Source organism: Micromonospora sp. NPDC049523 (genome assembly GCF_040676775.1).
GTDB lineage: Bacteria > Actinomycetota > Actinomycetes > Mycobacteriales > Micromonosporaceae > Micromonospora_G.
The window spans coordinates 44203-67320 of the sequence record NZ_JBFAPP010000009.1; the positions used below are offsets into that span (position 1 = coordinate 44203).

Below are 23118 nucleotides of genomic sequence, written 5' to 3' on the forward strand. Positions count from 1 at the left end.
GCCGCGACGCGAGCCCCGAGTCACAACCCGCCAGCCTGCGCCAGACGGACCAGCGCGTTGGCCGGTTCGATCGGCGTGGGGGGAGAATTCGCGGCGGAGCATCGACCGGGAGCACGATCCAGGCAGGGGGGCGGCCGTGCGCGACCTGGCGACCGAGTTCGAGGCCGAGCGGGACCACCTGACCGCGGTGGCGTACCGCATGCTCGGCAGCCGCGCCGACGCCGAGGACGCGGTCCAGGAAACTTGGCTGCGCTACGCGCGGGCACTGGCCGACCCGGCGGCCCGCGCCGAGATCCGCGAACTGCGTGGCTGGCTCACCACCACCACCGGTCGCATCTGTCTCGACCTGCTCCGCTCGGCCCGGGTGCGCCGCGAGGCGTACGTCGGTCAGTGGTTGCCCGAACCCGTGATCAGCCGGCTGCCCGACACGCCCGGCCTGGCCACCCCCGGCGCCGCCGGGCACCTCCCCGACGCCGGCGGCTTCGCCCCCGATCCGGCCGAACGGGTCACCCAGACCGAGGAGGTCGGCATCGCGCTGCTGGTGGTGCTGGAACGACTCACCCCCGAACAACGGGTCGCGTTCGTGCTGCACGACGTCTTCGCGGTGCCGTTCACCCAAATCGCCGAGGTGCTGCACAGCACACCGACGGCCGCCCGGCAGCTCGCCTCGCGGGGCCGGCGGGCGGTCGCCGAGGGCGGGCCCCGGCACACCGCCGACCTGGCCGAGCAGCAGCGGGTGGTCGCCGCCTTCCTCGCCGCCACCGAATCCGGCGACCTCGACCGGCTGGTCGCGGTACTCGCCCCCGACGTGGTCTTCGTCGGCGACGGCGGCGGTCACGCGCCGAGCGCTCGTAACCCGGTCGTCGGGGTGCTGCGGGTGGCCCGGTTCGCGCTCGGCCTGGTCCGCCGTACGGTGCTCGACACCACCGGCGCGCGAGCCCTGCCGGTCCTGGTCAACGGCACGCTCGGGCTACAGGTCGAGGGGGAATACCGCAACCACGGACGGCTGCGCCTGGTGACCTGGTACACGGTTGCCGACGGGAAGATCACCGGGATCTTCCACCAGCTGAACCCGGAGAAGCTGAGCCAGGTGCCGGCGCTCGGTCCGGACGCGCCGCAGTGGCCCGCGCAACGCTGACCCGGCCGGCTCCGGCACGGCCGCCCGGTGGTGACGCTCAGAGCACCAGGGCGAGCCACTTCCGGTACGCCGTGGCGAACGGCTCGGTCCCGTCGCCGAGCGCGTCGTAGAGCCACTCGGCAGCCGCCTCGGCCTGGACGACCACGTCCTCCGGGTAGCCGAACCGGACCCGGTGGTCGGCGAACTCGTCCTCGTCGCGCAACTCCACCGCACCGGTCCCCCGGCGCCGTACCACGTCGAGATCGAGATCGATCAGGTTGACCGTGTCACCCTCCCAGCGGGCCGGGCTGGCGATGTCACAGTAGACCTCGCTGGTCCGCGGCGGCGGGTTGAACATGCCGGTCCACCACGCCGAGTGCGGCACGAGCAGCACGAACGGGATCTGCTCCACGGACGGCCGACCGTGGTAGACCGACTCGGTGCCGGCGGTCACCCCGAGCCAGACACCCAGGTCGTCCTCGGTCAGCCGGCGGGCAGGGTAGTCCCGGTGCGCGGTGCCGTCGTACTTGGTGTAAACGACCCGGACCACATCGCTCGACATGCCCGCACCCTAACCGATGCCGCCCACTCCGCGCCCGTGCGAAGAACCTTCGCCAGCCGCGCTGCACCGTCGGTGTCGGGACGGCCAGGTACGGTCCTACGGTGACCGCTCCGACCACCGCCAACAACACCGCCGACTCCGGGAGCGCCGATCCCGCGAAGGCCCCGGCACCGGCCACCCGTCGGCGGCGGCGTGCCGGTCGGCCGAGCACCGACGAACTGCTCGCCGCCGCGGTCGGCGCGGTGCCCGGCGGCTCGGCCCGGCCGGGTCAGCAGCTCATGGCCTCGGCGATCGAGGAGAGCATCGCCACCGGCGAGCACCTGCTGGTGCAGGCCGGCACCGGCACCGGCAAGTCGCTGGCCTACCTCGCGCCGGCACTGACCGTCGACGGGCCGGTGGTCGTCTCCACCGCCACCCTGGCGTTGCAGTCCCAGCTCGTCGAGCACGACCTGCCCCGGCTCGCCGACGCGGTCGAGCCGGTGCTCGGCCGCCGGCCGACGTTCGCGGTGCTGAAGGGCCGGCACCACTACCTGTGTCTGGCCCGGTTGGACAACTCCACTGAGGACGAGCCGGAGGACACCCTCTTCGACACGCCCGGGCGCGGCGGAGGCATGAAGTGGCTCGGTGAGGCGGGCCGGCTGGGCAAGCAGGTCGAGCGGCTGCGCGCCTGGGCGGACAAGACCGAGACCGGCGACCGGGACGAGCTCGATCCGGGCGTCGACGACCAGGCGTGGCGACTGGTGTCGATGCCGGCCCGCGAGTGCGTCGGTGCTGGGCGGTGCCCGTACGGGCCGGAGTGCTTCGCCGAGGCGTCCCGGGTCAGGGCCCGCGAGGCCGACATCGTGGTGACCAACCACAGCCTGCTCGCCGTCGACCTGCTCGCCGACCGGCACATCGTGCCGCCGCACAAACTGCTGGTGGTCGACGAGGCGCACGAGCTGGCCGACCGCGTCTCCTCCGCCTCCCAGGCCGAACTCGTACCGGAGCTGGTCGACCGGGCCGCCCGCCGGGCCCGGCCGCTGCTCACCCCGGAGATCGCCGAATCGCTCATCGCCGCCGGTGACGCGCTCGCGGTGGGGCTGGCCGAGGTGCCGGCGGGCCGGATCACCGCCGGGCTGCCGGGTCCGTTGCGGGAGGCGTGCACCCTGCTCGACGCCGCCACCCGCGCCGCCCTGGACAAGGTCGGCGACATCAAGGCCGACGACCCCGACCCGGTACGCAAGCAGCAGGCCAAGGCGGTCCTCGACGACCTGTCCAAGACCTCGCAGCGGCTGCTGGAGGAGGGCGACCACGACGTGGCCTGGGTGGAGAAGTCGGACGGTCCGGGGGCGGGACGCCGGGCCCTGGTCGTCGCGCCGCTCTCCGTCGCCGGCATGCTCGCCAACGAGCTGTACGACGAGCGCACCGTCGTGGTGACCTCCGCCACGCTGGCCCTCGGCGGCCGGTTCGACACCGTGGCCCGCGCCCTGGGCCTCGGCCCGGTGACCGTGGACCCGCCGTCGCCGGCCGCCGCGGCGCTCGCCGCCTCGACCGCCCCGGCGCGGAAGGCCAGACCTTCGCCGAAGGCTGCCGGCGAAGCCGCCCTGATCGAGAGCGAATCGGGTTCGGGGTGGCGGTCGCTCGACGTCGGCTCACCGTTCGACTACGGCCGGCAGGGCATCCTGTACGTCGCCGCGCACCTGCCCCGCCCCGCCGCCTCCGGCCTGCCCGACGCGGCCGGTACGGAACTGCTCGAACTGGTGACCGCGCTCGGTGGCCGTACGCTCGGGCTGTTCTCCTCCCGACGGGCCGCGCAGCAGGCCGCGGAGCTGCTCCGGGCGCGGACCGACCTTCCGGTGCTGCTCCAGGGTGAGGAGTCGCTGCCGCTGCTGGTCCGCCGGTTTCGGGAGGATCGGGCGAGTTGCCTGTTCGGTGTGATGTCGCTCTGGCAGGGCGTGGACGTGCCGGGCGATGCCTGCCAGCTCGTGGTGATCGACCGGCTGCCGTTCCCCCGGCCCGACGAGCCGCTGGCGGCGGCCCGCGCGGCGGCGGTCGACGCCTCCGGCGGGTCCGGCTTCGCGGCGGTCAGCGTGCCGATCGCCGCGGTCCGGCTGGCCCAGGGTGTGGGTCGACTGATCCGGTCGACCGGCGACAAGGGCGTGGTCGCGGTGCTCGACTCCCGGTTGGAGACCGCCCGCGGCTACGGCGCCTTCCTGCGCCGCTCGTTGCCACCGTTCTGGTACACCACCCGGCCCGAGGTGGCCCGGGGCGCCCTGCAACGCCTCGCCAAGGAGTGACCCACGCTGCCTTTGCCGGTCAGGGAGCGGTCGAGGCGACCACGACGGCGTCCGGCGGCACCTCGGGCGGGCGCCGATGGGCCAACCGCCGTACGGCCGTGTTGAGTACGGCGATCAGCGGTACGGCGATCAGCGCGCCGACGATCCCGGCGAGCACCACTCCGGCGGCGATCCCGACGATCACCGCGAGCGGGTGGATCGCCACCGCCCGCCCCATGATCAGCGGTTGCAGGATGTGGCCCTCGATCTGCTGCACCCCGATCACCACACCCAGGATGATCGCGGCGGTGACCGGACCACTGTCGACCAGCGCGACCAGCACCGCGACCGCGCCGGAGAGGGTCGCTCCGACGATCGGGATGAACGCGCCGAGGAACACCAGGGCGGCGAGCGGGAACGCGAACGGAACGTCGAAGATGACCAGGAAGATGCCGATGCCGACGGCGTCGATGAACGCGACCAGCACGGTGGCGCGTACGTAGGCGACCAGGGTGGCCCACGACGCCCGCCCGGCGTCGTCGATCCGCCAGCGGGCGTTGACCGGAAGCAGCCGGACCACGAAGCGCCAGATCCTGCCCCCGTCGCGGAGGAAGAAGAAGGTCGCGAAGAGCACCAGCAGGGCACCGGTGAGCAGCTCGAACAGGGTGGTGGCGGTGGAGAGCGCACCGCTGGTCAGCGCCTGGGTGTTCTCGTCAATCCACTTCTGCGCCTCGTCGATGTACGAGTTGAGCTGGTTGTCCGACAGGTGCAGCGGCCCGGTACGGAGCCAGTTCTGGATCTGCCGGATGCCCTCGGACGCGTTCTCGCTCAGCTCCGGCACCCCGCCGATGAACTCGGTCACCACCCGGGTGAGCGTGCCCACCACCGCGGCCAGGCCACCGACCAGCACCAGTGCCGTGGCCAGCGACCGCGGGAACCGGGCCCGCAGCAGCCAGCCCACCGCCGGGGCGAGCAGGGCGGAGAGCAGCAGCGCGATGATCAGCGGGATGATGACGATCCGGATCGTGCCGATCACCCTGAGCAGTGCGTAGGTGACCAGGCCGATCGCGAGCAGCCGCCAGGACCAGGCGCCGGCGATCCGCAGCGCCCTCGGCACGTCCGCGTCGTCACGGCTGGAGGTGGAGGAGTGCACCGACGCCACCTCGTCACCGGCGACCGGCGCCCGCGGCGGCGGCACCGCCGGCACGTGTGGCTCCGGCGCCAACGGTTCGTCGGCCACGGTCGACCGCTCACCGGCGGCCGGACCCGCGGCCCGGACCGAGGCTCGGCCGGACTCGTACGCGCGGCGGGCTCTTGCCCGCAGTTGCTCGAAGCGGCTCAAGCGCACACCTCCTGGCTGGCGAACCGGCTTACCTACGGTAACCGGCAGGAACACGACGGAACGTCCCGACCGAGCCCTGATTTCTCCCCCAGTTTGCCCCTACCGGCTGCTCCGCAACCCACCCGCCGGCCGTGACCTCGACCTCCACCGCCGTCGCCACGGTCGCAGCGGTACCGTTCCGGTCGTGACCGCCGATCCAGACCTCGACAACGGCCTACCGATCCGCCTGCTGCACGACCGCGTCCTGGTACGCCTGGAGGGCGGCGAGGGTGAACGGCGCTCGACCGCCGGCATCGTCATCCCGGCCACCGCCTCGATCGGACGCCGGCTCGCCTGGGCGACCGCGGTGGGTGTCGGCCCCAACGTCCGCTCGATCGTCTCCGGCGACCGGGTCCTGTTCGACCCGGACGACCGCTCCGAGGTGGAACTGCACGGCCGGGAGTACGTCCTGCTCCGCGAGCGTGACGTGCACGCGGTCGCCGCCGAGCGGGTGAACACCGACTCGACCGGCCTCTACCTGTAACCGCCCGGCCACGCCCCGCTCTTGGGCCGGTCGTCGCCCCTGGGCCGACCGCTGCCACCGCTAGCCGCCGGACGGCGCCCCTGCGCCGACCGCTGCCACCGATAGCCGCCGGACGCTGAGCCGTAGCCCGCGGCCTACCGGTAGCCGCCGGACGGTGGGCGGTAGCCCTCGGCCTGCTGGCCGTGTCCGGGAGGCGGTCCGTAACCAGGAGGCGGTCCGTAACCAGGGGGCGGTCCGTAACCAGGCTGGCCGTAACCGGGCGGCGGGGGGCCGTACTGGCCGTGGGCGCTCGGGGCCGGCGGTGGGGTGAACACCACCGGGATCGGCACCACCGGCTCGGCCGGCGCCTCCACCGTGCGCGACACCCCGTCGGGGAAGTTCAGGTGGTAACGGGCCCCGTCCCAGACCCCGACCGGCGCCTGCGGATCCCGCCCCACGAACGCCCACCGGTACGCCGTGATCGCGTCGAGTAACTGCCGCTCCTCGTACGCGGTGCGGGCCCGGTCGGCCGGTTTGGTGTCCAGCCCGCGCAGCATCCCGTCGCGCAGCAGCGCCAGCCGGGTGGCCGAGAACTGGAAGCCGCGCATCGCCCGCAGGCCGGGTTCCCCGGCGACCCGCCGGGCCCAGCGTCGGGCCGAGTGCCGCCGGCCGAGGCTGCCCAGGGCGGCCACCTCGGGCGGGCTGAGCCAGCCGGCGCGTACGTAGTCCGGCAGCCGCCGCTCGGTGAGCCGACCTTCCCAGCCGCGCAGCCAGACGGCCAGCCCGACCATGCCGAGGAAGATCGGCACCATCACGCCGATGTACCCGTAGAGCACGATCAGGTTCTGCCCGAGCGCCGCCGCCAGCGAGGGCATCAGGTTCCAGGTGCCGTGCAACATCATCGCCGCCAGCAGCCCGGCCAGTGGGGCGAAGATCCGGATCCGCTTGTCCGCCGAGCGGGCCGCGATGCCGAGCCCGATCCCGGTCATCGAGGTGAACAGCGGGTGGGCGAACCCGGTGAGCAGGATCCGGACGATGAAGATGGCGAAGACGTTCTGCACCCCGGTCGCCGGGCCGTACTGGTCGGCTCCGGCGGCGTAGCCGTACCCGCCGAGGTAGAGGATGTTCTCCACCATGGCGAAGCCGACCGCGGAAAGTCCGCAGTAGACGATCCCGTCGGTGATGCCGGACCACTCCCGGCGGCGGAACAACAGCAGCAGGAGCGGACCGAGCGCCTTGGTCAACTCCTCGATGAACGGCGCACCGAGCACCGCCACCAGCGAGTCCGGCAGTCCCCAGCCGGCGAACAGCTCGGCGGTCTCCCGGTTCACGTTCAGCGAGGCGGCGGTGGCGACGAAGGCACCCCAGGCGAAGCAGAAGATCAGGTAGACCATCGGCTCGGGCTCGTACCGGTCGAGCCAGAGGAAGCAGGCGATCAGCACCGGCACCGGCAGGATCGCGGCCACCAGCCCGATGGTCAGTGCCTGCAGGCCGAGGTCGTCGCCGAGGGTTATCGCCATGTAGACCGCACAGCCGGCGATCAACAGGATCACCCCGGCGAGCACCAGACCCCGCCGCCAGGTCAGCCCCCGGCCGGAGAACTTCGCCACCCTCGGTGGAATGGCGCCGACCACCGGGGGCGGTGCGGCAGGCGGGGTCGGCGGCGGGGCGTAGGGGTCGCCGCCGGGCGGGGTGTCGGCCATGCCGCCAGCGTAGTCACCCTCGACCCGCTGGTCGGACCGCAATCCGTCCGGTTATGCTGCCAGGCAGGTCACGAGTGCCAGCGACCAACGCACACCGACCCGACCGACCACCGGTGAGACGCCGGGGGCTCGACCGGACGGTGGGCGAAGCCCCAGCTTGCTGGCCGGCAACCCTCGTCGAGTTCGCGGTGGGGTGCCCTGGGTGATGACCGGGCCCAGCCCCGATCCGTGTGCTGGGCAAGCGCGGATCCCACCCTCAGCAACCGGGGTCCCGGATTGCCGGAGGTCGTACCCATGCGTTCCACTCTCGTACCCGTCTCCGCCCCGGTCGGCCCGCGCACCGCGGCGCCGCGCCCGACGGCACCGACCGGAATCAGCGTCGCGCCGCTCGCCCCCACCGGACCGCTCGACGTACTCGGCGTGCCCGACCTGGTCAACCTCGACTACGCGGCCACCGCACCCTGCGCCCGCGCCGCGGCCGACGCCGTGGCCGAGCTGCTGCCCTGGTACGGCAGCGTGCACCGGGGCGCCGGGGCGCTCTCCCAGCGCAGCACGCTCGCCTACGAGCGGGCCCGGCAGACGGTCGGCGACTTCCTCGGCACCCGCGCCGACGACGAAGTGATCTTCACCCGGAACACCACCGACGCGCTCAACCTGCTCGCCCGCGCGCTCCCGGCCGGCACCACGGTCGTCACCTTCGGCGGCGAACACCACGCCAACCTGCTGCCCTGGCCGAACACGGTACGGCTGCCCGTGCCCGCCTCGCCCGCCGCGGCCGTGACGGCGCTGAGCCAGGCACTGCGCGAACTGCGCCGCGAGTCCGACCCGGCCGAGCCGATCCTGGTCACCGTCACCGGCGCGAGCAACGTCACCGGCGAACGGTGGCCGGTGACCGAACTGGCCGCCGTCGCCCACCGGTACGGCGCCCGGATCGCGGTCGACGCCGCCCAACTGGCACCGCACGCGCCGGTTGACATCGCCGGATCGGGGATCGACTACGTGGCGATCTCCGGGCACAAGCTCTACGCACCGTTCGGCACCGGGGTGCTGGCCGGGCGGGCAGACTGGCTGGACGCGGCACCGCCGTACCTGTTCGGCGGCGGTGCGACTCTCGGTGTCGGCTCCGCCACCCACGACGTGCGCTGGGCGGAGGGGCCCGGACGCCACGAGGCCGGCACCCCGAACCTGCTCGGCGCGGTTGCCCTTGCCGCGGTCTGTACCGCCCTCGGCGAGGCGGACCGGGCCGAACTGCACGCCCGTGAGCAGGAGCTGCTGACCCGGCTGCGGTCCGGGCTGAACGCCCTGCCGGGCATCGTCGAGCTGCGTACCTTCGACGCCGACGCGCCACGGGTGGGCATCGTCTCCTTCGTGGTCGCCGGTCGGGACTCCGCCGAGGTCGCCGCCGAACTGGCCCGCGGGCACGGCATCGGCCTGCGCGACGGCCTGTTCTGCGCCCACCCGCTGGCCCGCCGGCTGCTCGGCGAGGCCGCCGCGCGCAGTGGCCGGGCCGACCTGCCGCCGACCGCGCTGCGGGCGAGCATCGGCCTGGGCAGCACCGCCGCCCACGTCGACCGGCTGCTCGACGCCCTCGCCGAGCTGAGCTGACCCGCCGCGCCCCGGGCTGACCGCGAAGCCGCACGGTCAGCTCGGCGGCCGACGGCTGCGCGACCGGGCCGGACTGCCGACCAGCCACGCGATCAGGCCGGACTGCGACCTGCCACGCGATCAAGCCGACGGCCGCGCAACCAGGCCGGACATCCGACCGGCGCCATGCGATCAACTCGCCGCCGAACGACGAGCAACGCCATGCCCGGCGGCAACGAACGGGCCCCGGCGGGTTGGATGGTCGGCTCAGTGTGCCGACGGGCGGGAGGAGCGGGTCGGGCTGGTCTGGGTGCTCACCGCCCGGCGGACCAGCCGGTTCGCCTCGGTCCGCTCGATCCCGGTCGCCCGGAGCACATCGCTGGCGGTGGTCCGGATCTGGGCGACGATCACGCTGCCGGAGAAACCGACCCCCTCGGAGTACGCCCGACCGGCCGCCGTGACCGAACGTAACACCCGCTCCCGGGCGGCCTCCGGCTCCAGCCCCGCGCCGAGTTCCTGGTGCAGCAGCCGTACGGCGTCGGCCAACTGCCGTACCGCGGACGCCATCGCGGCCGGAATCGGCTCGTCGTCCTCCAGCGCGGTCACCGCCCGCCGGACCAGCACCCCGCTGTTGTGTACGGCGTGGTTGATGTACTCGGCGCTCTCCGCGTACCGGGTCAACGCCCGGCGGCGGTTCCACCGGGCGGGCGCCAGGGTGGCAGTCTCCCTGCCCCCCTCCAGCGCCTCCTGGAGGCCGTCCATGTACTCCTCGACCCGGCGGAGCCGGTCCAGCGCGGTCGAGGCCCGGGCAGGGTCGTGTTCCGCCAGCGCCTGCGCGGTCACGGTCAGTTGCTCCGCCAGGGTCTCCAGCGCCGGTCTGGCCGCCCGGTCCACGATCCGCAGCGGGTTGAGTGGCAGCAGCAATGCCACCACGAACAGCCCGACCCCGCCCCCGACCAGCGCGTCGATGACCCGTGGGAACTCGACGTTGCTCATCTTCGGTGCCAGCGCCACCAGCAGTACGGCGGTGGCCGCCGCCTGCGTCACCACGGCGACACTTCCGCCGAGGAAGATGGTGACGATGATGGACAGGGTGACGATCAGTCCGAGCTGCCAGGGTCCGCTGCCGACCACGATGATCAGCAGGTCGCCGATCCCGATGCCGACCGCGACCCCGAGGATCAGCTCGACCGTCCGGCGCAGCCGCTGGCCGAGCGAGGCGGCGAGCGTGCCGACCGCCGAGATGGGAGCGAAGACCGGGTCGACGTTGCCGAGGACGTCGTGCGAGATGTACCAGGACAGCAGGGCGGCCACACCCGCCTGGAGGGCGAGTACGAAGTTGGCCCGTACGGCGTGCACCCGGTCCTGCACCGTGGTCTTGGAGCGTTCGCCCAGCTCGCTCACCACGTGGTTGACCCGCTCGCTGTCAAGATCTGCGGCTGAGCGGACCTTGTTCCGGGCGGACTCCATGGCCGGGACTACCCAACATCAACCCGCTCAATCCCCATCACGTACCGCATTCGCGTCAACATCGGTCGCGACCGGGTGGAGCACCCCTTCCCCGGTCACCATGGCGATTTCGGCGATCGGGGCGGTTCGGTGACCGGGCTGGTCGAGCGGTGGCGGGACGCCGTACGGGGCGCGGGCGCCACCGCCGCCGATCCTGAGCTGAGCGCGGCCGGGGAGGACCTGCTCCGGCGGTGGCGGGAGCCGCACCGGCACTACCACACGGTCGAGCACCTGGTAGCCGTACTGGACGTGGTCGACGCCGAGGCGGGGTGGACCGGCGACACCGACCCGGTACGGCTCGCGGCGTGGTGTCACGACGCCGTCTACGACCCGCAGTCACCGGGCGACACCAACGAGCGGGCCAGTGCCGCCCTCGCCACCGAACTACTGACCGGGCTCGGCCTGCCGGCCGCGGCGGTGACCGAGGTCGAACGCCTGGTGCTGCTCACCGCCGGACACCGGGTCGAGCCGACCGACCGGGCTGGTGCGCTGCTCTGCGACGCCGACCTCGCCATCCTCGCCGCCCCCGCCGCGACGTACGACGAGTACGCCGCCGCGATCCGCCGGGAGTACCACCACGTGCCGGACGACCACTTCCGTGCCGGCCGCGCCGCCGTCCTGCGGGACCTGCTCGACCTGCCCACCCGCTACCGGCTGCCCCACCTCGCCGCCCGCTGGGAACAACCCGCCCGAGAAAACCTCACCCGCGAACTAACCCACCTCACCCCCTAACACCCACCCCCGAGACGCGCCCTCTTGTAGAGAAAGAGGGCCTATCTCGCCCCGGATAGCGCCTCTTTCTCTACAAGAGGGCCGCTGGAGGGGTGGGGGGTGGGGGTGGCGGTCAGCGGGGGGTGGAGAGGTGTTTGGGGCGGCGCAGGTTGGCGGCGCGTAGGAGGCGGGCGATCTCGCGGCCGGGGACCACCCGGGCACCGAGCCAGACCGCCATCGCGAACCGGTTGTCCGGCAGGTCGTAGTGGTCCCGGTCGAACGCCCGGCGGGGTGCGCCGACCATCTCCGCGAAGACGTGCAGCTCGTCGTAGGACACGTCACTGACCAGATGTGACCAGAGTCGGCCGCGGGCGGGCCAGGCGGGTGGGTCGACGTACACCATGGCCGTCACGGTAGTCCGGCGGCTAGCCTGCCACCCATGGCCGGATCCCCCCTGCTCGACGACCTCCGTGCCGCCCTCGGTACGGCGGCCGTACTGACCGACCCGGACCTGCTCGCCGGCTACCGGCACGACGAGGCCGACCTGTGCGCGTCGGGCCTGCCCGCGGTGGTGGTACGCCCGACCGGCACCGCCGACGTGGCCGCCGCGGTACGGGTGGCGGCGGCGCACGGCGTACCGGTGATCCCGCAGGGAGCGCGGACCGGGCTGGCCGGCGGGGCGAACGCGATCGACGGGGCGGTGGTGCTCAGCACCACCGCGATGGACCGCATCCTGGAGATCGACCCGGTGAACCGGATCGCCGTGCTGCAACCCGGCGTGGTCAACGCCGCCCTGGCCGGCGAGGTGGCGAAGTACGGGCTGCGCTACCCGCCCGACCCGGGCTCCTGGGAGTCGTCCACCATCGGCGGCAACGTGGCCACGAACGCGGGCGGCATGTGCTGCGTCAAGTACGGCGTGACCACCGAGTACGTCCTCGGCCTGGAGGTGGTGCTCGCCTCCGGTGAGGTGCTGCGCACCGGACGGCGTACGGCCAAGGGCGTGGCCGGGTACGACCTGACCCGGCTCTTCGTCGGCTCGGAGGGCACCCTCGGGGTGATCACCGAGATCACCGTCTCGCTGCGTCCCGCCCCGGAGGAGTCACTGACCCTGGTCGCGGTCTTCGGGTCGATCGCCGAGGCCGGGGCGGCGGTGGCCGAGATCTCCGCCCAGGGGCTCTCCCCGAGCCTGCTGGAGTTGCTGGACCAGACGCACCTGCGGGCGATCGAGGCGTACCGGCCAATGGGTCTGCGTACGGATGCGCGTGCGCTGCTGCTCGCGGCGGTCGACACCGGCACTCGGGCCCCGGCCGACCTGGACCGGCTCGCCGAGGTCTGCACCGCGGCCGGCGCCGACGAGGTGTTCGCCGCGAGCGACGCGGTGGAGGCGGCGGCCCTGCTCCAGGCCCGGCGCCTGGCCCACCCGGCGATGGAACGGTACGCCGCGCAGGCCTTCCCCGGCGGCAACGGTGGGCTCTTCCTCGACGACGTGGCCGTCCCCCGAACCGCGCTGGCCGCGCTGCTCGACGGGGTGGAGCGGATCGCGGCCGAACAGGACGTGCTGATCGGCGTGGTCGGCCACGCCGGGGACGGCAACATGCACCCACTGATCGTGGTCGACCGGGCGAACCCGGACAGCGTCGCCCGCAGCCAACGAGCGTTCGACGCGATCATGGAACTGGCCCTGTCGCTCGGTGGCACCTGCACCGGCGAGCACGGGGTGGGTCTGCTCAAGCGAGACTGGTTGGCCCGCGAGATCGGCCCCGTAGGCATCCAGGTCCATCACGCAATCAAGAACGCACTCGACCCAACCGGCCTCTTCAACCCCGGCAAGGTCATCTAACCACCCCCCACCCCCACCCCCCTCCCTCCCGCCCCCACCGCCCAGGCACGACGATCTTGCAGTTGTGGTGGCTCACAAATCCGGATAAGTGCCCTGATCCGGGCGCCAAAAGTGCAAGATCGTCGAGGGGATCGGTGTTGCGGGGGGGACGGGGGCGGGGGCGGGGGGCGGGGGTTGGGGGTTGGGGGTTTGTGGGCTCGGTCGGGGGCGACCGTCGTGCGGGCTGGCGGGAGTTCAGCCGGCCAGTTGTGCGCGGGCCTGCATCAGGGCGAATCCGAGCAGGTTGAGCCCACGCCAGCGGGCCGGGTCCTCTGCCGACGGATCCGGCCCGGCCAGACCGATGCCCCAGATCCGGTCGATCGGGCTGGCCTCCACCAGCACCCGACCTTCCGTGCCGAGCAGGTAGTCCCGCAGGTCCGGGTCCTGGCCGAACTTGGCCACGTTGCCGGCCACCACCAGGTCGAAGCGGTGCGCCTCCCAGACCGCCTGGTCGAAGCCGCGTACCCGGCGTCCCAGGGCCTGCGCCGCACCCGGACTCGGTGCCACCAGCACCTGCTCGGCACTCGACTCGTCGCCGAACAGCCGCGCCTTGCCGGCCATCATGTAGTGCTCGGCGGTGGCGTACCGGACCCCGTCGACCACGAACGGGGACGGCCACCACTGGCTCAGGCAACCCGCCCCCGGACCGCCGTCACGCTGCGGCCGGTGACCCCAGAAGAACAGAAACCGCAGCCGTACGCCGCGCTGCGCCAGCAGAAGCAGTTCGTCGACGTCACGCGGCGGTGAGACGGTCTCGGACATGGCGACAGGTTGCCAGAAACGCGTCCGGGCGGACCATTCGATTTCGGCGCGTCGATTCCGGGTGGTCAGAGCGGGGTGGCACCTTCCAGCAGCCGGACGATCGCAGTGGCGGTCGCGGGCGCCCCGTTGGAGCAGGCCTGCCAGAGCACGGTCGTCGAGCCGGTGTTGAGCGCGTACGACGCGGCGTCGCGGCAGCGGGGTCGGTCCCGCTCCCGAGCCTCGGCGTCGAGCTTCGGGTCGGCGAGCAGCGCCTGCAACCGTTCCCGCTGCGACTGGTTCAGCGTGCCGTTGTCGTCCCGGGTGCCGGCCAGGTAACTCCACCGCCCGTCGCCCTCCACCGACAGCGTCCGGGCCCCCTGCCCGGCCGCGGTCCGTACGACCGAGACGCGGGCGGTGCCGATGGCCGGCGGTTTGGTGGTCCGGCTCGCGCTCGGCCGGGGCGTCGCACTGGCCTTCGGGGTGGGCGAGGCGGCGGTCGGCGAGGGCGTAACCGGGCTCGGCGGCGGTGCGGCCTCGGTCGGCGGTTCGCTCGCCGTCGTCGGTGAGCCCGCCTCCCACACGGGAGGGTCCTGATCGGCCTGACCGCAGGCTGCCAACGGCATCAGGAACAGGCTCATGGCGATGACGGGTACCGCACGTTGCCACAGCCGGGCGCTCATTCGACACACCGTACGGGCAGACCGGCTCCAGCGCAGCCCAGCATGGGCGCGCCGGACCGGTTGTGCGTCGCCACCGCTGTCAGCTCGCCGCCTCGGCCCCGGCGACGTCGGCTCCCGCGCCCCGATCGGCGGCGAAGCCGCGTACGTCCGGTGCGCCGAGCCGGGCCGCGTCGGCGGTGGCGTCGTCGGGCATCCGCTGCGACTGCCGTTCCGCCTCCACCCGGGCCAGGTAGTGCTCCACCTCGCGGGCCCGGACCGTGGCGTCCCAGCCGAGCACCCGTCCCATGATCTCGGCCGCGTGTTCGGCCGACTCGGTGCCCCGGTGCGCGGTCTCGAACGAGATCCGGGTCCGCCGGGTCAGTACGTCGTCCAGGTGCAGCGCCCCCTCGGCACTGGCCGCGTACGCGACCTCGGCGGCGAGGTATTCCGGTGCTCCGGCGAGCGGCGCGGCGAGCAGCGGATCGGCCGCGATCAGGGCGAGCAGGTCGACGGTGAGGGTGCCGTACCGCTCCAGCAGGTGTTCCACCACCCCGACCTGCACCTCGTGCCGGCGGGCCAGGTCGGCCCGGTCCCGCCACATGGCCGGGAAGCCGTCCGCGCCGAGCAGTGGCAGGTCGGCCGTACGCGACGGGCGGACCAGACCGAGCCGGCGGGCCGCCCGGTCGACCACGTCACTGGCCATCACCCGGTACGTGGTGTACTTCCCGCCGGCCACCAGCAGCAGCCCGAGCATCGGCTCGACCACCGCGTGCTCGCGGGAGAGCTTGGAGGTGGAGTCCGCCTCGCCGGAGAGCAGTGGGCGCAGCCCGGCGTAGACGCCCTCGATGTCCGAGGTTGCCAGCGGCCGTTCGAGTACGGTGTTGACCTGTTCCAGCAGGTAGTCGATGTCGCTGGCGGAGGCCGCCGGGTGCGCCCGGTCGAGCCGCCAGTCGGTGTCGGTGGTGCCGATGATCCAGTGGCCGCCCCAGGGGAGCACGAAGAGCACCGAGGTGGCGGTCCGCAGGATCAGCCCGGCCTCGCCGGTGATCGCCGAGCGCGGCACCACCAGGTGGACACCCTTCGAGGAACGCACCCGCAGCCCGGGACGCGCGCCGATGTCGCCCAGCATCCGCGACATGTCGTCGCTCCACACCCCGGTCGCGGCGATGACCGTACGGGCGTACACCTCGAACTCGGCGTCGGGCGAGCCGGGCCGGGCCTCCATGTCGCGTACCCGTACCCCGGTCACCTCGCGGGCCTGGCGGATCAGGCCGACGGCGCGGGTGCTGGTCACCACGGCCGCGCCCAGGCTGGCCGCGGTGCGGGCCAGGGTGACCACCAGCCGGGCGTCGTCGACCTGGCCGTCGTAGTAGCGGATCGCACCGGCGACCGCGTCCGCCCGCAGGCTCGGGAAGAGCCGGCGGGCTCCCTCCCGGCTCAGGTGGCGGTGCAGCGGCATGCCGCGACCGCCGCCGAACAGGCCGGCGAACGCGTCGTACGCGGCCACCCCGGCGCCGTAGTAGGAGCGGCGCCAGGCACGGGCGGGCAGTGCCGACGGCCCGGCACCCGAGGGCAGCGGAACGAGGATCGGCACCGGCCGGACCAGGTGCGGCGCGAGTCGGGTGGCGAGCAGGCCACGCTCGGTGAGCGCCTCGTGTACCAGCCCGAACTCCAGTTGTTCCAGGTAGCGCAGGCCGCCGTGGATCAGCTTGCTGGATCGGCTGGACGTGCCGGCGGCATAGTCTCGCGCCTCGACCAGGGCGACCCGAAGTCCGCGCGACGCCGCGTCGAGGGCGGCGCCCGCGCCGGTCACCCCACCACCGATCACGAGTACGTCGAACCGTTCGCCGCGCAGGCGACGCAGATCCGCCGCGCGACGGATCGGTGAGAGCTGGCCGGCGGTGTACCGGGAGATGTTCGGATCGCGCACCCGTCCACGTTAACCGCATCCGGTGAACAGGTCGCGCTTCCGGTGCGTCGTACTGTTTCGTACATGCAGGTCGGACCCCCGCAGCCCGCCGACGATTCGTCTCCGCCACCGGCCGGCCCGTCGCAGTCACCGCGGCCACCCGTCTCGCCCGCCCCACCAGCGGACCCACCCGCCGGACCGGCGACGCAGGCACCCCGGCCGGCAGCACAGCCGCCCTGGCCGCAGGCACAGGCGCAATGGCCTGCTGGCCCGCCACCCTGGCCGACGGGCCAGCCCGGCCAGGCACCCTGGCCAGGACCAGCGGGTCCGCCGCCCGGGTCGGCCGGTCCGCCGCCCTGGACGCCGGGTCCACCGCACGGACCGGCTGGCCCGCCGCCCTGGACGCCCGGTCCACCGCACGGACCGGCTGGCCCGCCGCCCTGGACGGCTGGCCCGCCGCCCTGGGGGCCCGGACCGGCGGCGGGCCGTCCGGGTGGGGGGCCGTGGCCGATCGTGGCCGCGGTACTCGTCGGTTGCTGGGCGGTCGCGGTGACGGTCGGCGCCCAGGCCGTCGGTTGGCTGGTCGAACAGGTGCTGCTCGTGGCCGGGCTGACCCAGCCGGCGTGGGTATGGCCGGTGACCGGCCTCGTCAACGCGGTGCTGGTGGGCGTACCGGCGGTGCTGCTCGCCGTACTGCCCCGAGCCGTCCCGGTGCGGGCCGCCGGACGGGCATGGCTGGTCGGCGCGCTCGCCCTCGGCGCCTTCGGGCTGCTCCGGGCCATCCCACCCGCGCAGAACGAGGCCTACCTCGCCGCGCTCACCGCGACCGCGGCACTGGCGGCAGCACTCGTACGCTGGCACGCCGGCCGCCACCGCACCATTCCCGCCCGAGGCTCCTCCGCCGGGAGGTGGCTCGCCATCGCCGCCGGGCTGGCGCTGCTGCTGCCCTGGGTCTGGTTCGGCGCGCTCGGCGGTCTGCTCGAAACCGTACTGGCGTTGACCGCCTCGGCGGCCATCGGCTGGTTCGTCGCCAGCCTGCTCGACCAGCACTTCTGGACCGGGTACGAGCAGCAGGCCGACGGTAGTCCCGCCGGCCCGGCCCGGTTGGTGCTGCTCGGCGGCCTGGTAGCCGGCGTCGCGCTCGCGCTGGTGGCGGGCGGAACCGGCGCGGCCGGTACGCAACTCGCCACCCTGCTCGTCCTGCCGGCGGCCGGATTCACCGCCGCCGCCCTCCGCCGACTAAGCCGACCCGACCACACCACACCCGCCGCCCCCGCGTCCGTCGACCACACCACTGAATCCGCGCCCGCCGGCCACGCCACTGAACCCGCGCCCGCCAGCCACGCCAGTGAACCCGCGCCCGCCAGCCACGGCAGTGAACCCGCGTCCGCCAGCCACGCCAATGAGTCCGCGCCCGCCGGGCGTATGACTGGATCCGCGTTCGTCGGCTGGCTGGTCGGTTTGGCGGTGCTCGGCCCACTGGCCTTCGTGGACCCGGAGGAGATCTCGATTCTGCTGTCCAGCAGCCGGGACATACCGTTCTGGGCTGCGGTCGCCGCCGGTGGATCACTTGCCGTGGCGCTGCTGCTCGGGACCGGCTACGGCGTCGCCTTCGGCCGTACCCGGGCCGGGATTCCGCGCCGCTGGGTGGGTGCGGTCGCCGTGGCGGTGCTGCTGGTGGCCACGGGTGCGGTCTACCTCGGGCCGGGGCAGCCGGGCTTGCACGGCGAGAAGCTCTTCGTGGTACTCAAGGAGCAGGCGTCGCTGGGCGACCTGCGTGCCGGGCCGACCGGGACGTCCGCTCAACCGGCCCGGGTCGGGGAGGTCTACCGGCGACTGGTCGACACCGCGTCCCGGACGCAGGTCGACCTGCGCCGCCAACTCGACCGCTGGGGTCTGGACTACACGCCGTACTACCTGGTCAACGGGATAGAGGTGGACGGCGGACCGGCCGTACGCGCCTGGCTGTCCGGTCGGGACGATGTCGCCCGGGTGCTGCTCAGCCAGCAACTGCGCCCACTGCCGCAGCCGCCGGGGACCAGCCACGGTGCCGAGCCTGGACCGTCCGTACCGTCCTGGAACCTGACCCAGATCGGCGCCGACCGGGTCTGGTCACAGTTGCGGACCACCGGCTCGGGTGTCGTGGTCGGCAGTTCGGACTCCGGAGTGGACGGTCGCCATCCCGCTCTCGCCGCCGGGTTCCGTGGCGGTGACGACTCCTGGTACGACCCGTGGAACGGCACCCGCTCCCCCACCGACCAGGGCGGCCATGGCACACACACGCTCGCGACCGCGGTCGGCGCGGAGAACGTCGGAGTCGCACCCGGTGCCCGCTGGATCGGCTGCGTCAACCTCGACCGCAACCTCGGCAACCCGGCGCACTACCTGGACTGTCTCCAGTTCATGCTGGCACCGTTCCCGAACGGTGGGGATCCGTTCACCGACGGCCGGCCCGACCGGGCCCCGCAGGTGCTGACCAACTCGTGGGGCTGCCCGCCGATCGAGGGCTGCGACGCCGGGGCACTCCGCCCGGCAACGGCCGCCTTCGCCGCGGCCGGCATCTTCTTCACCGCCGCCGCGGGCAACACCGGGCCGGGCTGCGGATCGATCGACGACCCACCGGCGCCGTACGCCGATGTTTTCACCGTCGGTGCGGTGGACCGGGAGCGGCAGGTGGCGCCGTTCTCCAGCCGGGGGCCGGCGGCGGGTGGCGCGGCCAAGCCCGACCTGGTCGCGCCGGGCGCCGACGTGCTGTCGGCGATGCCCGACGGCGGGTACGCCACGCTCAGCGGCACCTCGATGGCGACGCCGCACGTGGCGGGGGTGGTGGCGCTGATGTGGTCGGCCAACCCGGCGCTGGTCGGCGACCTGGACCGGACGTGGCGGATCCTGCGGGACACCGCCACATCGGTGCCGTCACCCGAGGGCGATCCAACCGTGCCGGACGCCACCTGCGGCCCGTCGAGCAACCTGACCGGCGCCGGCCTCGTCGACGCGTACGCGGCCGTCCAGGCCGCCCAACAGCGGTGAGGAAGGATCGGGGCGGGCAGCAGAGCGGGGTGACCATGTCCTAGGGTCGGCGGTCGTGGATCACGATTTCTCGATCATCGAGCTGACCGACGACGACGTGCCCGCGGTGGTGGCCCTCTGCGGTGAGGCGCTGGACCTGCCGGACGACGCGGCCGAGGCGGGCGTGATCGTGGCCCGGTTGCGGGACACCACCACGCTGCCGGGTGCCCCGACCCGCCGCCGTACGGTCGGTTTCGTCGCCGTCGTCGGATCCGCCACGGTGGGCGTGGTGCTCGGCTCGATCGCCCACCGTGACTCGTCGCTGGGTCACGTGGACCTGATCGCGGTACACCCCGATCACCGCCGACGCGGAATCGGGCGGGCTCTGCTGGCCCGGATCGAGGGTGCGCTGTCCGGCCTCGGTGCGGGCGAGGTGCTGCTGGCCGGCAACCCGCCGCACTACGCCTGGCCCGGCATCGACGTGCGCTACACACCGGCGATCTGTGCCGCGATGGCGCTCGGCTACCAGCAGGAGAACACCGCCTGGAACATGACGGCCGACCTGTCGTACGACGAGTCGCCGGCACTGCGCAGCACCGAGCCCGCCGAGCAGCGGCTGGCCGAGCAGGGCATCACCGTACGGCGGGCCGAACCGGACGACGCCGCGATGCTGGTGGCTTTCGCCCAGGAGACCTTCGGGGCGGCCTGGGGCGGGGAGGTCGCCGACTCGATCGGGCGGGCGGGCGCCGGCTGCCACATCGCCGTACGGGACCGGGTCACCACCACCGGCGAGAGCCCGGAGGACACCGCCGGCAGCCCGGAGGTCGAGGTGCTCGGCTTCGCCGCGTACGGGTCGTCCCGGCCGAACTGGTTCGGGCCGATGGGCACGGCGCCGGCCGCGCAGGGGCTGGGGATCGGCGGGGTGTTGCTGCGTCGCTGCCTGGCTGATCAGCGGGCGGCCGGACATCAGCGGGCGGAGATCGGCTGGGTCGGCCCGGTTCCGTTCTATGCCAGCAACTCCGGCGCGCGGATCGAACGGGTCTTCTTCCTCTACCGCAAGCAACTCTGACCGGGACTACCGCAAGCAACCCTGACCCGGACTACCGCAAGCCACCCTGATCGGGATTACCGCGAGCAGCTCTCACCGGCACCGCGAACCACTCCGGTCGCCACGAAAAGGGCGAATAGGAGATATCCGTTTATAGTGCCGTTTCTCAGCACTGACGCCTCCCTGGCTCCTACCGTTTGAGCCAAGGAGGAAGTCATGGCGAACGACGACGAACCGACTGACGATCTCCCTCCGGCCACCTGGGCCAGGATGGCAGCGGAGATCCCCGCCGAAACGCCGGCACATCGCCTCGATTACGGCGACGCGGAGCAGCGTGCGGAAATGGATCGGTTGGACGAGCTTTCGACCGATGAACCGCTGGAGATGGTCGACGCCCCGATCCAGATCAGGAAGCCGTTCTCCCGAGCAGACAAGCAACGCAATCAGCGACGACTGCCAACATGACGTAAGGGGCGGACCGCAGTCGCGGTCCGCCCCTTACCGATGTTGCGTTGGACTCAGAAGTCCATGTCTCCGCCGCCGGGGGCAGCAGCCGGAGCCGGGTTCTTCTCCGGCTTGTCGGCCACCACTGCCTCGGTGGTCAGGAACAGTGCCGCGATCGAGGCCGCGTTCTGCAGCGCCGAACGGGTCACCTTGGCCGGGTCGATGATGCCGGCCTTGAGCAGGTCGACGTACTCACCGTTCGCGGCGTTCAGGCCGTGGCCCGCCTCGAGGTTGCGGACCTTCTCCACCACGACGCCACCTTCGAGGCCGGCGTTGACGGCGATCTGGCGCAGCGGGGCGTCGAGCGCGATCTTGACGATCGTCGCACCGGTCGCCTCGTCACCCGAGAGGTCCAGCTTGTCGAAGGCGGTCTTGCCGGCCTGCACCAGCGCGACACCACCACCGGGGACGATGCCCTCTTCGACGGCCGCCTTCGCGTTGCGAACGGCGTCCTCGATGCGGTGCTTGCGCTCCTTGAGCTCGACCTCGGTGGCCGCGCCGACCTTGATCACCGCAACACCGCCGGCCAGCTTGGCCAGGCGCTCCTGCAGCTTCTCGCGGTCGTAGTCCGAGTCGCTCTTCTCGATCTCGGCGCGGATCTGGTTGACCCGACCCTGGATCTGGTCGGCGTCACCGGCACCGTCGACGATCGTGGTCTCGTCCTTGGTCACCACGACCTTGCGGGCGCGGCCCAGCATGTCGAGGCCGATGCCGTCGAGCTTCAGGCCCAGCTCCTCGCTGATGACCGCGCCACCCGCGAGGATCGCGATGTCGGTCAGCATCGCCTTGCGGCGGTCGCCGAAGCCCGGAGCCTTGACGGCGACGGACTTGAAGGTGCCCCGCACCTTGTTGACGATGAGGGTGGCCAGGGCCTCGCCCTCGACGTCCTCGGAGATGATCAGCAGCGGCTTGCCCGACTGCATGACCTTCTCCAGGATCGGGAGCAGGTCCTTCACCGAAGCGATCTTGCTGTTCACGATCAGGATGTAGGGGTCGTCGAGGACGGCCTCCATACGCTCCGGGTCGGTCCAGAAGTACGGCGAGATGTAGCCCTTGTCGAAGCGCATGCCCTCGGTGAGCTCAAGCTCGAGCCCGAAGGTGTTGCTCTCCTCGACGGTGATGACGCCTTCCTTGCCGACCTTGTCCATCGCCTCGGCGATGATCTCGCCGACGGTGGTGTCACCGGCGGAGATCGACGCGGTCGAGGCGATCTGCTCCTTGGTCTCGACGTCCTTGGCGAGCTTGGCCAGCTCCTCCGCCACCGCCGCCACCGCAGCCTCGATGCCCCGCTTCAGGGCCATCGGGTTCGCGCCGGCCGCGACGTTGCGCAGGCCCTCGCGTACCAGCGCCTGAGCCAGGACGGTCGCCGTCGTCGTGCCGTCACCGGCAACGTCGTCGGTCTTCTTGGCGACCTCCTTGACCAGCTCAGCGCCGATCTTCTCGTAGGGGTCCTCGAGCTCGATCTCCTTGGCGATGCTCACACCATCGTTGGTGATGGTGGGGGCACCCCACTTCTTCTCGAGCACGACGTTGCGGCCCTTGGGGCCGAGCGTCACCTTGACGGCGTCGGCGAGCTGGTTCATGCCCCGCTCGAGGCCACGGCGGGCCTCTTCGTCGAACGCGATGATCTTGGCCATACGGCGTTGTCCTCCTGGACACTCACGGCCACCCGAGCCGGTTGGTCCCGGATCGGCCGCCTGACTTCGCACCTTCGGACGTCACTACTGCGCTGGCGCGCGGTTTGGTCCGGCGCGATTGCACCGGACCGACTCCCGCGCACTAGGCGGCAGTGACGTCCGTCGGTCGGGCCGGACAGCCCGCGACGACCGGCCATCTGCCCCGCCCCCGTCACCGGTGACGCGACCGTGGCCCTAACCGCCCCGACCTCTGGCACTCACACCGCGCGAGTGCCAATCACTTGTTTAGCACTCTCCCATGGCGAGTGCAAGCGAGTGTGCCGCAGCGGGGCCGGTCGGCCGTACCTCCGCGCGCGATCGGCCACCCCGCCGACCAGGGACATCGCCGCCGGGAGTGGCGTACGCCCACGCCCGGGCCGTACGGGTCGACGCGGTACGGGCAGCGCG

The 23118-nt window shown here is 72.7% G+C and carries 18 protein-coding genes and 1 riboswitch; of the genes, 9 read left to right on the forward strand and 9 right to left on the reverse strand.

Annotated elements, in window-relative coordinates; all coding sequences use genetic code 11:
• Positions 1 to 136 precede the first annotated feature (136 nt).
• A complete protein-coding gene (gene sigJ / locus AB0J90_RS15850; protein ID WP_363596346.1) occupies positions 137 to 1138 on the forward strand; it encodes an RNA polymerase sigma factor SigJ in 1002 nt (333 codons plus the stop codon).
• Between the two features lie 37 nt (positions 1139 to 1175).
• Here the strand turns inward: sigJ and AB0J90_RS15855 are convergent, their stop codons facing one another.
• Positions 1176 to 1679 (reverse strand): DUF402 domain-containing protein, encoded by a 504-nt coding sequence (locus AB0J90_RS15855; RefSeq protein WP_363596348.1) that lies wholly within the window; start codon positions 1677 to 1679, stop codon positions 1176 to 1178.
• Between the two features lie 101 nt (positions 1680 to 1780).
• On the opposite strand from AB0J90_RS15855, the gene AB0J90_RS15860 reads away from it, so the two are divergent.
• Entirely contained in the window at positions 1781 to 3955 is a 2175-nt protein-coding gene (locus AB0J90_RS15860) for an ATP-dependent DNA helicase (RefSeq protein WP_363596350.1), read from the forward strand.
• A 19-nt stretch (positions 3956 to 3974) separates the two neighbouring features.
• Here AB0J90_RS15860 and AB0J90_RS15865 read toward each other — a convergent pair whose 3' ends face one another.
• Positions 3975 to 5282, reverse strand: coding sequence for an AI-2E family transporter (locus tag AB0J90_RS15865; protein WP_363596352.1), 1308 nt, complete (start codon positions 5280 to 5282; stop codon positions 3975 to 3977).
• Between the two features lie 178 nt (positions 5283 to 5460).
• Between AB0J90_RS15865 and AB0J90_RS15870 the strand changes: the two genes are divergently transcribed.
• Positions 5461 to 5799 (forward strand): co-chaperone GroES, encoded by a 339-nt coding sequence (locus AB0J90_RS15870; protein ID WP_363596354.1) that lies wholly within the window; start codon positions 5461 to 5463, stop codon positions 5797 to 5799.
• 134 nt (positions 5800 to 5933) lie between these two features.
• Here AB0J90_RS15870 and AB0J90_RS15875 read toward each other — a convergent pair whose 3' ends face one another.
• The gene (locus AB0J90_RS15875) at positions 5934 to 7481 is read right to left on the reverse strand and encodes a PrsW family intramembrane metalloprotease (protein ID WP_363596356.1); all 1548 of its coding nucleotides are present in this window, start codon (positions 7479 to 7481) and stop codon (positions 5934 to 5936) included.
• Positions 7482 to 7608: 127 nt separating this feature from the next.
• Positions 7609 to 7731: riboswitch (SAM riboswitch) on the forward strand.
• Positions 7732 to 7775: 44 nt separating this feature from the next.
• Between AB0J90_RS15875 and AB0J90_RS15880 the strand changes: the two genes are divergently transcribed.
• A complete protein-coding gene (locus AB0J90_RS15880) occupies positions 7776 to 9086 on the forward strand; it encodes an aminotransferase class V-fold PLP-dependent enzyme (protein ID WP_363596358.1) in 1311 nt (436 codons plus the stop codon).
• A 246-nt stretch (positions 9087 to 9332) separates the two neighbouring features.
• On the opposite strand, the gene AB0J90_RS15885 is transcribed toward AB0J90_RS15880, so the two are convergent.
• Positions 9333 to 10535, reverse strand: a complete 1203-nt coding sequence (locus AB0J90_RS15885; RefSeq protein WP_363596360.1) for an FUSC family protein — start codon at positions 10533 to 10535, stop codon at positions 9333 to 9335.
• 129 nt (positions 10536 to 10664) lie between these two features.
• On the opposite strand from AB0J90_RS15885, the gene AB0J90_RS15890 reads away from it, so the two are divergent.
• Positions 10665 to 11306 (forward strand): metal-dependent phosphohydrolase, encoded by a 642-nt coding sequence (locus AB0J90_RS15890; RefSeq protein ID WP_363596362.1) that lies wholly within the window; start codon positions 10665 to 10667, stop codon positions 11304 to 11306.
• Between the two features lie 112 nt (positions 11307 to 11418).
• Here AB0J90_RS15890 and AB0J90_RS15895 read toward each other — a convergent pair whose 3' ends face one another.
• On the reverse strand, positions 11419 to 11688 hold the full coding sequence (locus AB0J90_RS15895) for a DUF4031 domain-containing protein (RefSeq protein ID WP_363596364.1): 270 nt from the start codon (positions 11686 to 11688) through the stop codon (positions 11419 to 11421).
• A gap of 36 nt (positions 11689 to 11724) precedes the next feature.
• On the opposite strand from AB0J90_RS15895, the gene AB0J90_RS15900 reads away from it, so the two are divergent.
• The gene (locus AB0J90_RS15900) at positions 11725 to 13125 is read left to right on the forward strand and encodes an FAD-linked oxidase C-terminal domain-containing protein (RefSeq protein ID WP_363596366.1); all 1401 of its coding nucleotides are present in this window, start codon (positions 11725 to 11727) and stop codon (positions 13123 to 13125) included.
• A gap of 234 nt (positions 13126 to 13359) precedes the next feature.
• On the opposite strand, the gene AB0J90_RS15905 is transcribed toward AB0J90_RS15900, so the two are convergent.
• From AB0J90_RS15905 to AB0J90_RS15915, 3 genes are all read right to left on the reverse strand, one after another.
• The gene (locus AB0J90_RS15905) at positions 13360 to 13926 is read right to left on the reverse strand and encodes an NADAR family protein (protein ID WP_363596368.1); all 567 of its coding nucleotides are present in this window, start codon (positions 13924 to 13926) and stop codon (positions 13360 to 13362) included.
• 65 nt (positions 13927 to 13991) lie between these two features.
• The gene (locus AB0J90_RS15910) at positions 13992 to 14585 is read right to left on the reverse strand and encodes a hypothetical protein (protein WP_363596370.1); all 594 of its coding nucleotides are present in this window, start codon (positions 14583 to 14585) and stop codon (positions 13992 to 13994) included.
• A gap of 79 nt (positions 14586 to 14664) precedes the next feature.
• The gene (locus AB0J90_RS15915) at positions 14665 to 16479 is read right to left on the reverse strand and encodes a glycerol-3-phosphate dehydrogenase/oxidase (protein ID WP_363596821.1); all 1815 of its coding nucleotides are present in this window, start codon (positions 16477 to 16479) and stop codon (positions 14665 to 14667) included.
• A gap of 507 nt (positions 16480 to 16986) precedes the next feature.
• Between AB0J90_RS15915 and AB0J90_RS15920 the strand changes: the two genes are divergently transcribed.
• The 3 genes from AB0J90_RS15920 to AB0J90_RS15930 all read left to right on the forward strand — a co-directional run bounded on the left by AB0J90_RS15920 (position 16987) and on the right by AB0J90_RS15930 (position 20995).
• A complete protein-coding gene (locus tag AB0J90_RS15920; protein WP_363596372.1) occupies positions 16987 to 19503 on the forward strand; it encodes a S8 family serine peptidase in 2517 nt (838 codons plus the stop codon).
• A gap of 55 nt (positions 19504 to 19558) precedes the next feature.
• Complete coding sequence (locus tag AB0J90_RS15925; protein WP_363596374.1) at positions 19559 to 20551, forward strand: GNAT family N-acetyltransferase; 993 nt, start codon at positions 19559 to 19561, stop codon at positions 20549 to 20551.
• Between the two features lie 249 nt (positions 20552 to 20800).
• Positions 20801 to 20995, forward strand: a complete 195-nt coding sequence (locus AB0J90_RS15930) for a hypothetical protein (RefSeq protein ID WP_363596823.1) — start codon at positions 20801 to 20803, stop codon at positions 20993 to 20995.
• A 53-nt stretch (positions 20996 to 21048) separates the two neighbouring features.
• Here AB0J90_RS15930 and groL read toward each other — a convergent pair whose 3' ends face one another.
• Positions 21049 to 22671, reverse strand: a complete 1623-nt coding sequence (gene groL / locus AB0J90_RS15935) for a chaperonin GroEL (RefSeq protein ID WP_363596376.1) — start codon at positions 22669 to 22671, stop codon at positions 21049 to 21051.
• Between the last annotated feature and the right edge of the window lie 447 nt (positions 22672 to 23118).

What these genes read in the sequence shown, in the direction of transcription:
- AB0J90_RS15900 (WP_363596366.1), top strand. Translation starts at nt 11,725, where the DNA reads ATGGCCGGATCCCCCCTGCTCGACGACCTCCGTGCCGCCCTCGGTACG.
- AB0J90_RS15895 (WP_363596364.1), bottom strand. Translation starts at nt 11,688, where the DNA reads ATGGTGTACGTCGACCCACCCGCCTGGCCCGCCCGCGGCCGACTCTGG.
- AB0J90_RS15875 (WP_363596356.1), bottom strand. Translation starts at nt 7,481, where the DNA reads ATGGCCGACACCCCGCCCGGCGGCGACCCCTACGCCCCGCCGCCGACC.
- AB0J90_RS15880 (WP_363596358.1), top strand. Translation starts at nt 7,776, where the DNA reads ATGCGTTCCACTCTCGTACCCGTCTCCGCCCCGGTCGGCCCGCGCACC.
- AB0J90_RS15905 (WP_363596368.1), bottom strand. Translation starts at nt 13,926, where the DNA reads ATGTCCGAGACCGTCTCACCGCCGCGTGACGTCGACGAACTGCTTCTG.
- AB0J90_RS15855 (WP_363596348.1), bottom strand. Translation starts at nt 1,679, where the DNA reads ATGTCGAGCGATGTGGTCCGGGTCGTTTACACCAAGTACGACGGCACC.
- AB0J90_RS15930 (WP_363596823.1), top strand. Translation starts at nt 20,801, where the DNA reads ATGGCAGCGGAGATCCCCGCCGAAACGCCGGCACATCGCCTCGATTAC.
- AB0J90_RS15885 (WP_363596360.1), bottom strand. Translation starts at nt 10,535, where the DNA reads ATGGAGTCCGCCCGGAACAAGGTCCGCTCAGCCGCAGATCTTGACAGC.
- groL (WP_363596376.1), bottom strand. Translation starts at nt 22,671, where the DNA reads ATGGCCAAGATCATCGCGTTCGACGAAGAGGCCCGCCGTGGCCTCGAG.
- AB0J90_RS15910 (WP_363596370.1), bottom strand. Translation starts at nt 14,585, where the DNA reads ATGAGCGCCCGGCTGTGGCAACGTGCGGTACCCGTCATCGCCATGAGC.